The following is a 14,051-nucleotide window of genomic DNA, read 5'->3' as shown; positions in this document are numbered from 1 at the left end:
GAGGCCTGACCTCGGGCAGAGTCTGAGCCGTCAGGGCCGCTGGGCCGGGGCGTCACAGGCCGAAGGCCCCGCCCTCGATGAGGATGAGCAAGCCGATCCCGATCAGGACCAGCGGCAGCAGGGCGTGCCCCCATCGGCTGAGAGCTTTGGCGATGAGCGGGCGGGTGGCGAAGAACCGCCCGGCGGCGCACCAGAGGGCGACCAGGGCGAGGAAGACGACGATGTGCACGCTCATCGAGGCGACGCCCGCGGTGGCGAAGACGGGCACGTACACGCCGATGTTGTCCCCGCCGTTGGCGAAGGTGACCGCCGCCACCTCCAGCGCTCTGGGTCCGTTCGGCCGTACCTGGACCGGCTCGTCGTCCTCCAACCCGGCCCGCCGGGTCTTCCATGACTGCCAGGCGGCCTTCAGGCCCAGAGCAAGCGGAAGGAGACCGAGATAAGCGATGATCGGCTCGGGCAGGAAGGTGACTCCCAAGGCGGCCGCGGCGGCTACGGCCACGATGGCGAGGAACCCGAGATACTGACCGACCACGACGCGCCCGGCGGCACCGCGGTGCCCGGCGCCCTGGGCGAAGAACAGCGCCAGGACCAGGAGGTCGTCAATGTTGGTGACAGCGAACAGCCCAGCTGCCTGCCCGATGATGCCCAGGTTCACGAAGGAATGGTCTCTTTCCGATGGAGATGTCCAGGGCGACATTAGCGGCCCATGACGCGCAGCATCTTGCGGAGAGGAGGACCAGCAGGCGTCCGTGCCCGAGGGGCCAGTTGAACCCCTCCTGGCCGCCTGAGCTGCCAGGATTTCAGTCGCGTCTCAGGTGCTGATAGGGGACCTTGGGAACCGGTTGCTGGGTCTGTTGGCCTGAGCTGGGGGGAACGGGCGTGCCGGTCAGGACAGGTCGGTTGCCCGTGAGTGATCGCGGCTTGCGCCACGCTCGGCGTCTTCATCGACAGGCGAGTCTGAGGGCTGCTGCCGTCGACCTGTGCGCGCTTGCTCGAAGAAGATGCCGCTAGCTCTGGGGCGGCTTCGAAATGAGAATGGCCCACTTGGCGCCCTTGGGCACCTTGACCTTGATGGTACGGACAGCCAGTTCGTCAGGGATCATGCCGACCCGTATGTTCCCAGGACCGGTAGAACATTGGTGAGGCAATCGAGACTGATCTATCAGCACAGTCATCACCCCACTTGCTTCAACGCAGTCCATGGAGAGGCGAAACGAGGTTCCCATCTTGAGCTTCGTGCTCCAGCCGGTGTTCTGGCCCTCCCCGTCGACATGATGAAGCAGCACCTTTCCTTTGACGCCTCGCGCAAGATCCGTGAGGGGCCGCGTGACTGCGGGCGGGTCAATCAGGCCATGGGGTGCCCGTTCCGAACTCGAAGCATGTTCGCCGCCGCTGATCGAGACTGCGCAACCAGCCAAGAGCGGGATCGCGGCGATGGCGGCGATGAATATGCGCACATTGCACCCTTCAGTGATCAAGTCAGGACAAGGCTATGGCAGCGGTACCTCCCGCGCGAGATCGCCTCCGAAGTCGCACGTTCGCGTGGGGGAGAGCAACGCGAACGTGTGGTGCCGCCGCCTTGATCTCTGTGATAACAGTCGGCAAGCTCGTCGAGTGCGCGTTCCCAGGGGCTGTCGATGTGGCCGGATCCGCCTCCGACCACACGCCGAGCGCGAGCGACCGCGTCTTTGCTGACTGAGGCCGTCGCTACAAGTCGTGGATGGAGCAAGGCAGGTTGGTCGCGGAGTTGGTTCGCCAGGTGAATTTGCGTTCGTAGGGCGGCTGTTCGTGGTGGGGGTGAGAGCGGCTCTCGGATCGTGTGGAGGGCGGCATCGGAGATCGGGCACAATGGCGCGATGACAGCGCAGTACGGCAATACCGACGCGTTCCGTGGTGCGAGCTTCACGAGCGCCGGCTTCGCGGCCGCGACATTTCGCGACTGCGACATGCGCCGGATCAAGATTGTCGACTCCTTGCTTGTGGACGTCAGTGTGTCCGGAGATGTGCGTAACTTTCTCGTCAATGATGTGGATGTCACCCCCTTCGTGGAGGCCCAGCTCGACCGGCGACATCTCGAGCGCGTACAGCTGCGAGCGATGAGGACAGCCGACGACTTCCGCGCGATGTGGGACACAATCGAACGGCTCTGGCTGGAAACGGTCGCCCGCGCGGAGAGACTGCCACGGCTCGTCATGAACGGGTCGACGGCGAGTGGTCCTTCGTCGAGACGCTTCGTCACCTGCTCTTCGCCACCGACGCCTGGGCAAGCTGGACGATCCTCGACGAGCCGATGCCCTTCCACCGGCTCGGCCTCACCCACACCGGTTATCCGCCCGCGGACGCGGCGAGGCTCGGCATGGACCTCGAGCCCGTCGTACGCGGCAGTGATGGAGGCGCGGGCCGGCCGCGTGGCTGTGGTGCGCGGGATCGTCGACGGCCTCACCGACACCGAGCTCGCACGGATGTGCACGCGCGCACCCGCGCCCGGCTATCCCGAGGAAGCGCGCTCGGTCGGCAGTTGCCTGCGCGTGGTGATGGAGGAGGAGTGCGAGCATCGCCGCTACATGGTGCGCGACCTCGCGGTGCTCGACGCGCGCTGACTACAGGCGCCTCCTCTCCTGGCAGAGGTGGTTCACAGGGCGATGGACAGGATTTGCAGGGCCCGCGGGTCGTCGCGGTAGAGGGGGTGGGGATCAGGCAGGCGCGAGCTGTGCCTGGTGGGGGTGGCGAGCGGCTTGGGCAGGGGCGTGAGGGTTCGAGTCCGCTGTGCCGCCGTTCTGATGACGCATTGTTAAGTGGGTGAGGAAGGAGCGCGGCAAGCGCACCTCTACACTTCACGGAACTCAATGTTCGTCGCATATCACTTTCGAGGAGGCCACCATGGCCATCCGGTTCATGAGCCGCCGCGGATACGCCACCGGCGCGCTCGCCTTGAGCGCCGCACTCGCGTTGTCCGCCTGTGGCAGCAGCTCCACCGGCGACAACAGCAGCGGCGGTCCTTCCGCGGCCGCGAGTTCCTCGGCGGCGGGAGGGGTCCAGCTGGTCTCCCCGGGCAAGTTGACGACCTGCACGAACCTTCCTTACCCGCCGTTCCAGTCCAAGGACGCCAGCGGCAAGGTCGTGGGCTTCGACGTCGACATGATCGATCTGGCCGCGAAGAAGCTCGGCGTGACCCAGGAGATCGTCGACATCGACTTCGACTCCATCAAGGGCGGCGCGGCGCTCAACGCCGGCAAGTGCGATGTGGCCGCCGCCGGTATGACGATCACCGAGGACCGCAAGCAGCACCTTGACTTCTCCGCCCCGTACTTCGACGAGGTCCTCGGCCTGGTCACCAAGAAGGGCGCGGGGGTCACGTCGCTGGAGGACGCCAAGGCCAAGAACCTCTCGGTCGGCGTCCAGGCGGGCACCACCAGCCTCGAGCTGGCCAAGAAGGCCGGCATCGAGGCCAAGGAGTTCAAGGACTCCGGCAAGGAGCTGCTCGCGCTGCAGTCCGGCCAGGTCGACGTGGTCGTGCAGGACCTGCCCGTGGTCCTGGAGTGGATGAAGAAGCCCGCTGTGTCCTCGGCCTTCGAGCTGGCGGGTCAGGTCCCGACCCACGCGCAGTACGGCTTCGCCACCAAGAAGGGCAACACCGCGCTGCTCAAGGTCATCAACGACGCCCTGGCCGAGGCGGTCAAGGACGGCACCTGGGCGGCCGACTACCAGAAGTGGATGAGCCAGGCGCCGGTCTCGACCCCGTCCCCCACTTCCTGATCATGGCGACCACGTCGACACGGGCCGGGGGCCTCAGCCCCCGGCAACGGCGCCGGATCAGCCTGAGCATCCAGTACGCCGTTTTTGTCGTAGTCCTCCTCGGCGTCATCCTGCTGGCCGATTGGCACAAGATCGCGCTGAACTTCCTCAACGGCAAGGTGGCGGCGGGGATGTTCCCCGACCTGTTCACCGTGGCGCTGAAGAACACGCTGATCTTCACCATCTCCGGCTACGTCATCGGCTTCGTCCTGGGCCTGGTGCTGGCGCTCATGCGCCTGTCGTCCGTGACTCCCTACAGGGTCGTGGCCCTGGTCTACATCGAGATCTTCCGCGGGCTGCCCGCGCTGATCATCTTCCTGCTGCTCGGGTTCGGCCTGCCGATCGCCTTCCCCGGCTTCAAGCTGCCGGGAGACGTGTACGGGACGGTGGCGCTCGCGCTCGGGCTCGTCGCGGCGGCCTACATGGCCGAGTCGTTCCGTGCGGGAATCCAGGCGGTGCCCAAGGGACAGATGGAGGCCGCCCGCTCGCTGGGGATGAAGCCCGGGCGCGCGATGGTGTCGATCATCCTGCCGCAGGCGATCAGGATCGTGATCCCGCCCCTGACCAACGAGCTGATCCTGCTGTTCAAGGATTCCTCGCTGGTGTTCACCCTCGGGGTGACCGCGGCGACCACGGAGCTCACCAAGTTCGGCTCCGACGCCACGATCGACCAGGCCAACAGCACGCCGCTGATCGTGGCGGGGGCGACCTACCTGCTGATCACGATCCCGCTCGGTGTCGTGGTGCGCCGCCTCGAAGCGCGCCAGGGGAGGAAACGGTGACGCACGCCGTACAGATCGCCGATCTTCACAAGTACTTCGGCGACAACGAGGTGCTCAAGGGCATCGACTTCACCGTCGAGCCCGGGCAGGTGGTGTGCGTCATCGGCCCGTCGGGCTCGGGCAAGTCGACGCTGCTTCGCTGCGTGAACCTGCTGGAGACCCCGACCAAGGGAAAGGTCTTCGTCAACGGCTCCGAGCTGACAGACCCGGACGCCGACATCGACGCCGCCCGGCGGAAAGTCGGCATGGTGTTCCAGCAGTTCAACCTCTTCCCGCATCTGACTGCGCTGCAGAACGTGATGATCGCGCAGCGGCGGGTGCTGGGGCGGAGCAAGACCGAGGCGGAGACCATCGCCAGGGACAACCTCGACAAGGTCGGGGTGGGGGCCAAGAGCGATGCCTACCCGGGCCAGCTGTCCGGCGGCCAGCAGCAGCGGGTCGCCATCGCCAGGGCGCTGGCGATGAACCCCGAGCTGATGCTGTTCGACGAGCCCACCTCGGCGCTCGACCCCGAGCTGGTCGGCGATGTCCTCGCGGTCATGCGCAAGCTGGCGGAGGAGGGCATGACCATGCTCGTGGTGACCCACGAGATGGGGTTCGCCCGCGAGGTGGCCGACCGCGTCGTCTTCATGGACGGCGGCGTCATCGTCGAGGAAGGCCCTCCGGCGCAGGTGATCGGGGCTCCCAAGCACGAAAGGACGCGTTCCTTCCTCAGGCGCGTGTTGCATCCGGAGGAATGAAAGCGTGGCCGCCGGTCCTCCGCGCGCGGAAGGCCGGCGGCCACGAGGTACGACCGCTTCACAGGGCGGCGGCGACGGCGGCGGCGATGAACAGGATCTGCAGGGCCGTTCGCTGGGGGATGGGCGTGACGGGGCGTCCGCCGAGGGTGAGGCCGCGGCGGGCGGCTGAGATGTTCGCGGGGAACATGGCGAGCATCAGCAGGGCCAGGCAGATCGCCGCGATCGGGGCCAAGGACGGGATCAGGAGACCTGCGGCGCCCGCCAGCTCGAGCGTTCCAGTGATCATCACGAGGAGTTCAGGGCGGGGGAACGCCGGCGGGATCATCGCGGCCATGTCGCGCCGCCAGCTGGGCAGGAAGTGCGGAACGCCTGTCGTGACGAACATCAGGGCCAGTCCGCCGCGCAGTGCCGGCTGCCACCCGTCGAGCGCCTCGACTCCTGCCACACCGACGAGCCGTAGTGCGATGAAACCACCGATGAGAGCGATGAGCGGAACCATTCCGTCCTCCAATCTTTCCGGTGACTAGATTGCAGGACGGGCGCGATGTTGTCAATGGAAAGATTCAGGCGGCCAACCCGTGCAGAGCGGTGATGATCTCCCGCCCCTTCGGCGTGGTGAAGTTCCTGACCATGTCGGACGCGAAGCCGGCCACCGAGGTGACGATGCCGCCCGCCGCCTCGATCTGCCGGAAGGCGGCCGCCTCGGTGCGGTCCGTGAGCCCGCCGCAGGCGTCGACCAGCACGTGCACCGCGTATCCCGCCGCCAGCGCGTCGATCGCGGTCCTGAGCACGACGATCTCCGACGTGACGCCCGCCAGGGCGATGACGGGCCGCTCGGCCGCCGTGATGACCTTGCGGGCGGCCTCGTCGTCCCAGACGCAGGGCCCCGTGCGGACCAGGACGGGCACGTCGGCCGGGATCTCCTCGATCACCCCTGAACCGGGCGCGAGGGAGACCGTGATCGGGATCTCCAGCACGCCCGCGACGGTGGCCAGCACGCCCACCGAGCGCCGCAGCGCCGCCGGCGGGTTGGTACGGCTGGCCTCGGCGATGCCGGACTGGAGGTCGCCGAGGACGATCTGGACGGTGCGCGAGTCGAGCATGAGGGTTCCGTTTCTTCAAAGAACGATTCAGTATCTGAATCATATAAGTAAGCGGCGCATTGTCAACGGGTCCGGCTAGGGGCGCAGCCGCTTCTCCAGGCACACCACGACCCCGTGCTCCCTGCGATGGTCGAAGCGCACGTCGTCGGCCAGCGCCCGCATGATCTGCAGCCCGCGGCCGTGCTCGGCGCCGAGTCCGGCTCTGCGCATCGCGTACGGGTCGAAGCCGCCCCCGGCATCCACCACCCTGATCACGCACAGGTCGTCGTGGAGGGCCGCGCTCACCACGTACTCGTCACTGGTGCCGGCGTGCTTGATCACGTTCGAGCACGCCTCGGTCAGCATCAGTTCGATGTCGTCGCGGATCCGGGGGTCGACGTCCAGCGAGCGCAGGGTGCCGTCGAGCACCCGCCGTACCAGCGGCACGCTGGCCGCGTCCCTGGGCAGTCGCAGAGCGATCGTGGCCTCCATGGAGAGCACCTGCCCGCGACGGGAGGCTTCAATCAGGGCTCGATGAAGCGCAGGGCGACCTTCACCGCGGCCTCGTTGACCTCGCGCTCGTCGAGCCCCTCGTCCAGGGTGAACCACTTGCTGGCGTGCAGCGAGAACAGTGCCATCGTCCGCGCCAGCCGTACCTCCAGCGCGTCGTCGCCGGAGCTCAGCTCACGGACCATCTCCAGCATGACCTCGCGGATGCGCGTCAGCGTGGGATGGTCGCGCAGGGCCGTCTGGTTGCGCTCGAGGAAGTGGGCGACCTTGTGGTGGCTGGAGCCCAGCATGGTGTCGGCGTAGCGGTGCACGAGCTCGCGACGGGTCTCCGGCGTCTTGGGCTGGGTCTTCAGCCAGGCCAGCAACTCCTCGAGCTGCTGCTGCCGCTGCTCCACCAGGCTGGCGACGATGTCGTCCTTTGTCTTGAAGTGGTAATAGAGTGCGGCCTTCGTCACGCCGAGCTCCTCGGCGATCTCGCGCAAGGAGGTCGCCTCATAACCCTGTTCGATGAACAGCCTGAGGGCGATCTCCTGGATCCGAGTCCGGGTGTCTTCCCGCAATGTGCACCTTTTCGACTTGACGGCCGGCAAGTACAGAATCTAGCTTATTCTAAGCTTGCCGGTCGGCAAGTAAGCAAGATCGAACTCAGGGGGTGTGTCGGTGGCAGAGGTTGCTGGACGACGACGGGAGGTCATGGTCGTCCTTCCGGGGCTGATGCTCGCCATGGTTCTGGCGATGCTCGACAACATGATCGTCGGTACGGCGATGCCCCGGATCGTGGGCGAACTGGGTGGCCTCACCCATCTGTCCTGGGTCGTCACCGCCTATGTGCTGGGCACGACCGTCTCCACGCCCATCTGGGGCAAGATCGGCGACCTCTACGGCCGTAAGACGATCTTCATCACATCCATCGTGATCTTCATGGTCGGCTCCATGCTCTGCGGCATGGCCGGCTCCAGCATGCTCGGCGGCCCCGCCGACGGCATGGCCGAGCTGATCGGCTTCCGTGCGCTGCAGGGCCTGGGCGCCGGCGGCCTGATGGTCAACGTCATGGCCATCATCGGCGACCTGGTCCCGCCCCGCGAGCGCGGGCAGTACCAGGGCATCATGGCCGGCGTCATGTCGCTGGCGATGATCGCCGGCCCGCTGGTGGGCGGTTTCATCACCGACAACCTCAACTGGCGCTGGGCCTTCTACGTGAACCTGCCCGTCGGCTTCGTCGCCCTGGCCCTGATCGCACTCCAGCTCAAGCTGCCCAAACTCACCAACAAGGTGCGCATCGACTGGGTGGGCGCGATCCTGCTGTCGGTCAGCATCACCGCGATGGTCCTGATCACCACCTGGGGCGGCAACGAGTACGCCTGGGGCTCCTGGCAGATCCTGACGCTGGTCGCGGTCGCCGTGGTGTTCCTGGCCGCGTTCATCTACTTCGAGCGTTCCGCCGAAGAGCCGATCATGCCGCTGCAGCTGTTCCGCAACCGCAACTTCACCCTGATCTCCGCGGTCGGCTTCCTGCTCGGCTTCGCGATGTTCGGCGCGATGAACTTCCTGCCGCTGTTCCAGCAGACCGTGCAGGGCGCCTCGGCCACGAACTCCGGCCTGCTCCTGCTGCCGATGATGGCCTCGGCCATGGTGGTCTCGCTGTTCGTCGGCAAGGTGATCACCTCGACGGGCAAGTACAAGATCTTCCCGGTGATCGGCGGCGTCGGCATGGCGGTGGCCATGTGGCTGCTGTCGATGATGGACGTCAACACGCCCAGCTGGCAGACCGGCGTCTTCATCGCCGTGCTCGGCCTGGGCATGGGCTTCCTCATGCAGACCACGATGCTGATCGCGCAGAACAGCGTCGAGCAGCGCGACCTCGGCGTGGCCAGCAGCGCGAGCACGTTCTTCCGCTCCATCGGCGGCTCGTTCGGCGTCTCGCTGTTCGGGGCGATCTTCAACAACCACCTGCTGTCGGAGATGACCGACAGATTCGGCCCGCAGGCCGCCGCGCAGATGACCAAGAGTGGCGGCCGCCTCGACCCGGCCGCGCTGGCGCACCTGCAGCCGCAGGTCCGCACCGGCATCCTGGAGTCGCTGGCCACCTCCATCTCGGGGGTGTTCGGCTGGGCGATCCTGTTCGCGGTGGTCGTGCCGGTGCTGGCGGTGTTCATCAAGGAGATCCCGCTGCGCGGCGCCGCCACGGTCGACGCCTCCAAGGAAGCCGTCGCCGCCACCTGACGTTGCTCGCCGTACAAGAACCTCAGGGCTCTTGTACGGCGAAGCCACGCCCACCGCCACCCGCCGCACTCCGGCCGGGCCCCGTCCAGGGAGACGCTCCTCCGGCGATGCGCATGACCCGCCGTCACGAAGAAGGCGGGACGCGAAAAATGCGGTGCTTCGGAGGGCGGTGGGCGTGCAGAATGCCTGGCATGCATCAAGGGATCAGCCGGCCGCGGGCCGAGGACGCCGCCGCCATCTACGAGCTCATCTCGGCCTATGACACCTCGGTCATCGGCGCGCCCGACATGACCCCGCAGGACGTGGCGGACGAGCTGGTCGAGCCGGGATTCGACCTGGACAAGGACGCCTGGCTCTGGCACGAACCGGACGGCCGGCTGGTGGGCTGGGCCTGGGCCTTCCGCAAGGGTGACAGCGAGAACGTCGACGTCGAGGTCATCGTCCGGCCGGGCGTCGACGGGGTGAAGGACGAGCTGTGGCGGCTGGCGCTGGAACGCGCCAAGGAGCTGGCCGCCGAGGCGGGACACGCGCACGCCACGGCCGACATCGGCATCTACCGCGACGACGACGGCAAGCGGGCCACCGCCGCCGAGCACGGGTTCGAGGCCGCCACCAACTTCCACCGGATGCGCGTCGACTTCGACGGCCCGGTCGAGGCACCCGCGCCACCGCCGGGGGTGAGCCTGCACACGGGCGAGACCGACGAGGTCAGGCGCGAGGCGCACGCCGTGCACCAGGAGGGCTTCGCCGAGCACTTCGGGTTCGTGAAGGTCGACTACGACCACTGGTACGAGCGCAGGCAGGCGCAGAGCGTCAACGACTGGTCCCAGCTCACCCTGGCCCGCGTCGACGGCGAGCCGGCGGCGATGGTGCAGTGCACGAACATGTTCCTGCCCGACGAGAACTGCGGCTACGTGGCCACGCTCGCCGTACGGCCGGAGTTCCGCGGGCACGGGCTCGGCCGCTTCCTGCTGCGCCACGCCTTCGCCCAGGACGCGGCCCGCGGCAGGAAGGGCACGATCCTGCACGTCGACTCCAACAACACCACCCCGGCCCTCGGCCTGTACACCTCGGCGGGGATGCGCCCGGTCCTGGTGATCGACGTCTGGCGCCGCCGCCTCTAGACGCGGTGGGCCGACAGGTGGGCGAGGATGGACTGGTTGGCCTCCCAGCCGTCGGGGAACTTGATCGGCACCCCGAGCGACACCGGCTCGGCCGAGGGGTGGGCGTCGAGGAGTTCGGCGATGCCGGCTCTGGCGACCACCACGCAGGCGTGCCGGTGCCGGGACGCCAGCACGCACAGCCGCCCCGACTCCAAGTGGAAGGCCGTGGCGTCCCTGCGGCCCGAGAGCGGGTGGAGCACGATCGTCACGTCGTACTCCCGGCCCTGCAGCCGGTTGGCCGTGTCCACGGTGATCTCGGGCGGCAGCCCGGCCGCGCGGATCGCCGCCACCTGGTCGCGGTGCGCCGCGCCCACCGCGATCCGGTCCGCGGTGACGGGCCGCTCGCCCTGCTCCGAAGTCGCCACGGCGCCGCGCCGCAGCAGCCTCTCACCGAGCAGCGCCACGGCCTGCACGGCTTCCGCGTCGGTGCGGACCGTGTGCCGTTCGGGCAGTTCTAGCAGCGCCCACCCGGAACGCGCCGCCTCCTCGAGCGCCCGGTCGTGCACGCTCCCGTCGCCCGCCCCGGCCAGTTCCAGGCTCCGATCGCCGGGCCCGGTCCCCGAGCGGAAGCCGGTGAACGGGTAGAAGGCGCGCGAGACGACCGGGGCCGCGGAGGCGGGCAGCCGCCATGACACCGGCAGCCGGTGCACCGGCAGGTCGGGGTTGTGCCGCAGCAGCACCGAGACGGCGCTCTGCAGCGGATCCCACGACAGCCCCGACCAGCGCCCGCCCTCCACGATCGAGAACGGGTCGAGCTGGCCGGGATCGCCGACGAACAGGGCCCGCTCGAACAGGCCGGCGATGCGCAGCAGCTTGTCCGAGCGCATCTGGTAGGCCTCGTCCACGATCGCCCACGGCCAGCGGCGATCGGCCACCCAGGCCCACTTGTCGGACGTGGCGATGACGACGTCCTGCTCGCCCAGGTCCTGCACGCGGCTGCCGATCGTCACGCCCGGCAGGTCGAGCAGCCGCTGCGGCGCCTCGTACCCGCTCGCCGACAGCCGTCCCACGGTGAGGTGGGGGTGCTTGTCCACGATCCGCACGACCAGGTCGTCGACCTGCTCGTTCGTCTGCGCCACGATCATCAGTGGCTCGCCGGTCGCTGCCAGGTGCGCGGCCGCCCGCACGACCAGCGTCGACTTGCCCGCGCCCGGAGGGGAGTCGACCACCACCCCGCGATGCCGCGGCAGGTCGTCCAGGACCGCCTGGATCACCTCTTCGGGCGTCACGACCAGTCCTCCCTGGCGTCCGCGTCGCTGGGCTCGTACGCCGGCGGGGGACCGCCGTGGGTCCACGGGGTGAGCTCGGCCTCCGGCAGCGCGGGGGAGCCCTGGAAGTCGTCGGTCAGGCTCGTGTAGCAGACCCGCTCGCCGGCCTCAGGAACGGAGCCGGGTGCCGCCGTCTTGCCGCGGCCCATGCCCTTCACGATCTTCACGGTCACCAGGCCGTCCTCGGCCGAGACGAGCTGGGCTCCCTGGCCGCGCCGCTGCGGTGTGCCGAGGGAGGCGCCCGGCGCCAGCCGTACCGGATCGTCGGTTTTGATCACGACCAGCGGGCGCAGCTTGCGGCCCTCGGCGTTGGCCGGGTCGCAGGAGACCACCTCGCCCGCGAACGCCTCGCCGGACAGCCGGTACTCGGCCATGACGAGCGGGTCGTCGTAGGCGCGCTGGACGTCGTAGCCGGCCTGGGCGCGCTCCATGCGGGCCAGCCGGGCGGCGGCGGCGACCGCGCCGTCGCGCCGGGCCTGCGGGGGAGCGCCCTCGGCCAGCTGGGCGGCCATGCCGCTGAACGAGGCGCGGTCGTGCTCCCAGCGCTGCGCCACGCTCGCGCCGGGCGTCAGGTCCCGCAGCAGGTCGAGCGCCTGCCAGACCAGGCGCCAGGTGGGCTCGAGCTGGGTGCTGAGCGCGGCGGCGATCCTGGCCTCGTCCTGGCCGTCGATCGCCGGGGCCAGCACGCGGGCGTCGAACCCGGGGTCGGTGGCCGGTCCCGCGGGCGGCCAGATCGCCGGGTCCTCGGCGCCGGGGTCGGGGCCGGTGGTGATCCAGGCGAGCAGCGCGGCCAGGTTGGCGTCCTCGAGCGCGCTCTGGCCGGTCGCCCAGTGGCGTGACAGCTCCTCGGTCACGGCCAGCGTGAGCGACGAGCCCGGGTAGGCGGCCCGCTCGGCGAAGTATGTCAGCCACCTGCCCAGCACCGGCACCCGCGGATCCACCGGGTAGGGCCCGTCGGGCCTGCGGAAGCGCGTCGAGCGGCCGAGCAGCGCGGTGAACGCGACGCCCGCCCGGTTCGGCAGCACCAGCTGCGGCGCGTCCAGCGCCCGCTCGTACGGGTCGGCGTTCTTCCGCTCGACGGTCTCGGTGTCCTTCGCGAACCCCTCGACGTACGGCACGACGATCTCGGCCAGCTCGGCGGCCCACCCGAACCGGTGGTCCCGGTTGCGCGGCTGCGGCACGACGAGCAGCCGCGGGTCGTCCCTGTCGGTGCCCACCATGGCGCCGAGCGGCGCGGCGGCCTCGCCGGACAGCTTCAGCGGCACGAACACCAGCGGCCGCGCCGCCACATGACAGTGCCGTACGGTCACCAGCGGCTGCCCGATCCCCGCCGCCATGGCCCGCAACCGCGCCAGCGCCGCCAGCACGCTCACGTGAGGCACTCCGTGCGCAGGCGGGCGGCCTCGCGCAGCAGGCGGGCGATCTCCTCCTGGCCAGGCGCCGGGTCCAGGGTGCCGTCGGCGAGCGCGAGGGCCTCACCGACCGTGGCCACGCCGCCGAGCGCGTCGCGCACGGGCCTGCCGAGCTGGTCCGAGGCCCCGGCCTGGCGGGCCTCGTCGCGGCAGAAGTAGCACAGGTCGCACGTCGACAGGCACTCGGGCGCGTAGCGGGCAGGGGCGTGACCGAGGTCCGCCGCCAGGTCCGCGGCCGGGCGGGTGGGCTCGCCGGAGGCGTCGGGCCGCAGGTCGAAGGTGACCTCCGGCGGGAGCGTGGCGGCCAGCGAGTCGAGGGACGCCATACGGCCGAGCTGACGCCGCAGCACCGCGAGCTGCCGCCGCACGTCCACGAGCGTCGCGACGGGGCGGTTGGCGAAGTTCTCCGGGCAGACGAGCACCATGTCGTCGGCCACCCGCAGGTCGCAGGCCTGCAACGCGAGCGCGTAGACGGCGCCCTGCCTGGCCGCGGCCGCCACGGCGGCGGGGTCGGCCTGCCCGTCGATCACCGCGAACGACTTGACCACCACGACGTGGCACCGCCCGCCGTACGACAGCACCGGCACCGACGGCTCCAGAGCCGTCGACTCCCCGGCGATCGGCAGCGTCAGGCCGGGGTGGTCGTAGAGCGTGGGCGGGTCGTCCTGGTCGTGCGCGCTGGGCGGGCAGGCGCCGCGCAGGTCCTCGTAGGCGACGTCGGCGAGTCCGAGCACGGATCCGAGCAGCTCCGCCAGCGAGCCCCTGACCTGTGCCTCGAAGGCGTTGCTTCGCGCGATCGCGAAAGGCGACTGGCCGAAGGGCGGCGCGAAGCCCAGGTGCCGGGCCGTGGACGACTTGTCGATGCCCGCCCCGTCCATGAGCGCCCGCCGGGTGCAGCCGGGGTTGGCGGCCAGCGCCGCGATCGCCCGGGCATCGTGTGGTCTTGGCGGGGTCGTCCCCCGCAGCGCGGCCAGCCGATCCACCCGGCGCCCCCTCCACCCTCGTGCTGAAGGAGCTCAGCCTAGCTTGCACCTGTGCGGCTCCGTCGCATGTCCGGCGAGCCGCCGCCACCG

Annotated in this window: 15 protein-coding genes; 6 read left to right on the top strand and 9 right to left on the bottom strand. The window is 69.4% G+C overall.

The genetic code is table 11. The features are described from left to right. Window positions 1-52: 52 nt before the first annotated feature. A complete protein-coding gene (locus tag KIK09_RS00560; protein WP_214316618.1) occupies window positions 53-658 on the bottom strand; it encodes a cadmium resistance transporter in 606 nt (201 codons plus the stop codon). A 352-nt stretch (window positions 659-1,010) separates the two neighbouring features. Then, the gene (locus KIK09_RS00555) at window positions 1,011-1,460 is read right to left on the bottom strand and encodes a hypothetical protein (protein ID WP_214316617.1); all 450 of its coding nucleotides are present in this window, start codon (window positions 1,458-1,460) and stop codon (window positions 1,011-1,013) included. 399 nt (window positions 1,461-1,859) lie between these two features. On the opposite strand from KIK09_RS00555, the gene KIK09_RS00550 reads away from it, so the two are divergent. The 4 genes from KIK09_RS00550 to KIK09_RS00535 all read left to right on the top strand — a co-directional run bounded on the left by KIK09_RS00550 (window position 1,860) and on the right by KIK09_RS00535 (window position 5,320). After that, the gene (locus tag KIK09_RS00550; RefSeq protein ID WP_214316616.1) at window positions 1,860-2,603 is read left to right on the top strand and encodes a DinB family protein; all 744 of its coding nucleotides are present in this window, start codon (window positions 1,860-1,862) and stop codon (window positions 2,601-2,603) included. Between the two features lie 280 nt (window positions 2,604-2,883). Continuing rightward, window positions 2,884-3,759 (top strand): ABC transporter substrate-binding protein, encoded by an 876-nt coding sequence (locus KIK09_RS00545; RefSeq protein ID WP_214316615.1) that lies wholly within the window; start codon window positions 2,884-2,886, stop codon window positions 3,757-3,759. Continuing rightward, window positions 3,714-4,580: an amino acid ABC transporter permease gene (locus KIK09_RS00540; RefSeq protein ID WP_308163862.1), complete on the top strand. Its 867-nt coding sequence runs from the start codon at window positions 3,714-3,716 to the stop codon at window positions 4,578-4,580. The genes KIK09_RS00545 and KIK09_RS00540 overlap by 46 nt, the downstream gene beginning before the upstream one ends. Beyond that, complete coding sequence (locus tag KIK09_RS00535; protein WP_214316614.1) at window positions 4,577-5,320, top strand: amino acid ABC transporter ATP-binding protein; 744 nt, start codon at window positions 4,577-4,579, stop codon at window positions 5,318-5,320. The genes KIK09_RS00540 and KIK09_RS00535 overlap by 4 nt, the downstream gene beginning before the upstream one ends. 58 nt (window positions 5,321-5,378) lie before the next feature. Here the strand turns inward: KIK09_RS00535 and KIK09_RS00530 are convergent, their stop codons facing one another. From KIK09_RS00530 to KIK09_RS00515, 4 genes are all read right to left on the bottom strand, one after another. Further along, window positions 5,379-5,819, bottom strand: coding sequence for a DoxX family protein (locus tag KIK09_RS00530; RefSeq protein ID WP_214316613.1), 441 nt, complete (start codon window positions 5,817-5,819; stop codon window positions 5,379-5,381). A 64-nt stretch (window positions 5,820-5,883) separates the two neighbouring features. Beyond that, window positions 5,884-6,423 (bottom strand): isochorismatase family protein, encoded by a 540-nt coding sequence (locus tag KIK09_RS00525; protein ID WP_214316612.1) that lies wholly within the window; start codon window positions 6,421-6,423, stop codon window positions 5,884-5,886. Between the two features lie 75 nt (window positions 6,424-6,498). Then, window positions 6,499-6,894: an ATP-binding protein gene (locus KIK09_RS00520; RefSeq protein WP_214316611.1), complete on the bottom strand. Its 396-nt coding sequence runs from the start codon at window positions 6,892-6,894 to the stop codon at window positions 6,499-6,501. 32 nt (window positions 6,895-6,926) lie between these two features. Beyond that, window positions 6,927-7,472, bottom strand: a complete 546-nt coding sequence (locus tag KIK09_RS00515; RefSeq protein ID WP_214316610.1) for a TetR/AcrR family transcriptional regulator — start codon at window positions 7,470-7,472, stop codon at window positions 6,927-6,929. Window positions 7,473-7,605: 133 nt separating this feature from the next. On the opposite strand from KIK09_RS00515, the gene KIK09_RS00510 reads away from it, so the two are divergent. Beyond that, complete coding sequence (locus KIK09_RS00510) at window positions 7,606-9,135, top strand: MDR family MFS transporter (protein ID WP_214316609.1); 1,530 nt, start codon at window positions 7,606-7,608, stop codon at window positions 9,133-9,135. 191 nt (window positions 9,136-9,326) lie between these two features. Next, window positions 9,327-10,259 (top strand): GNAT family N-acetyltransferase, encoded by a 933-nt coding sequence (locus tag KIK09_RS00505; RefSeq protein ID WP_214316608.1) that lies wholly within the window; start codon window positions 9,327-9,329, stop codon window positions 10,257-10,259. On the opposite strand, the gene KIK09_RS00500 is transcribed toward KIK09_RS00505, so the two are convergent. The 3 genes from KIK09_RS00500 to KIK09_RS00490 are packed head-to-tail and all read right to left on the bottom strand — an operon-like array spanning window position 10,256 to window position 13,961. Beyond that, a complete protein-coding gene (locus KIK09_RS00500; RefSeq protein WP_308163861.1) occupies window positions 10,256-11,527 on the bottom strand; it encodes an AAA family ATPase in 1,272 nt (423 codons plus the stop codon). The genes KIK09_RS00505 and KIK09_RS00500 overlap by 4 nt on opposite strands. Beyond that, complete coding sequence (locus KIK09_RS00495; protein WP_214316607.1) at window positions 11,524-12,939, bottom strand: serine/threonine-protein kinase; 1,416 nt, start codon at window positions 12,937-12,939, stop codon at window positions 11,524-11,526. Before KIK09_RS00495 ends, KIK09_RS00500 begins: the two co-directional genes overlap by 4 nt. Then, window positions 12,936-13,961, bottom strand: coding sequence for a hypothetical protein (locus KIK09_RS00490; RefSeq protein ID WP_214316606.1), 1,026 nt, complete (start codon window positions 13,959-13,961; stop codon window positions 12,936-12,938). The genes KIK09_RS00495 and KIK09_RS00490 overlap by 4 nt, the downstream gene beginning before the upstream one ends. Window positions 13,962-14,051: the final 90 nt, after the last annotated feature.

Source organism: Nonomuraea sediminis (genome assembly GCF_018531495.1).
GTDB lineage: Bacteria > Actinomycetota > Actinomycetes > Streptosporangiales > Streptosporangiaceae > Nonomuraea > Nonomuraea sediminis.
The sequence above is the reverse complement of the archived record's forward strand: the minus strand, read 5'-3'. Positions and strand labels throughout refer to the sequence as shown.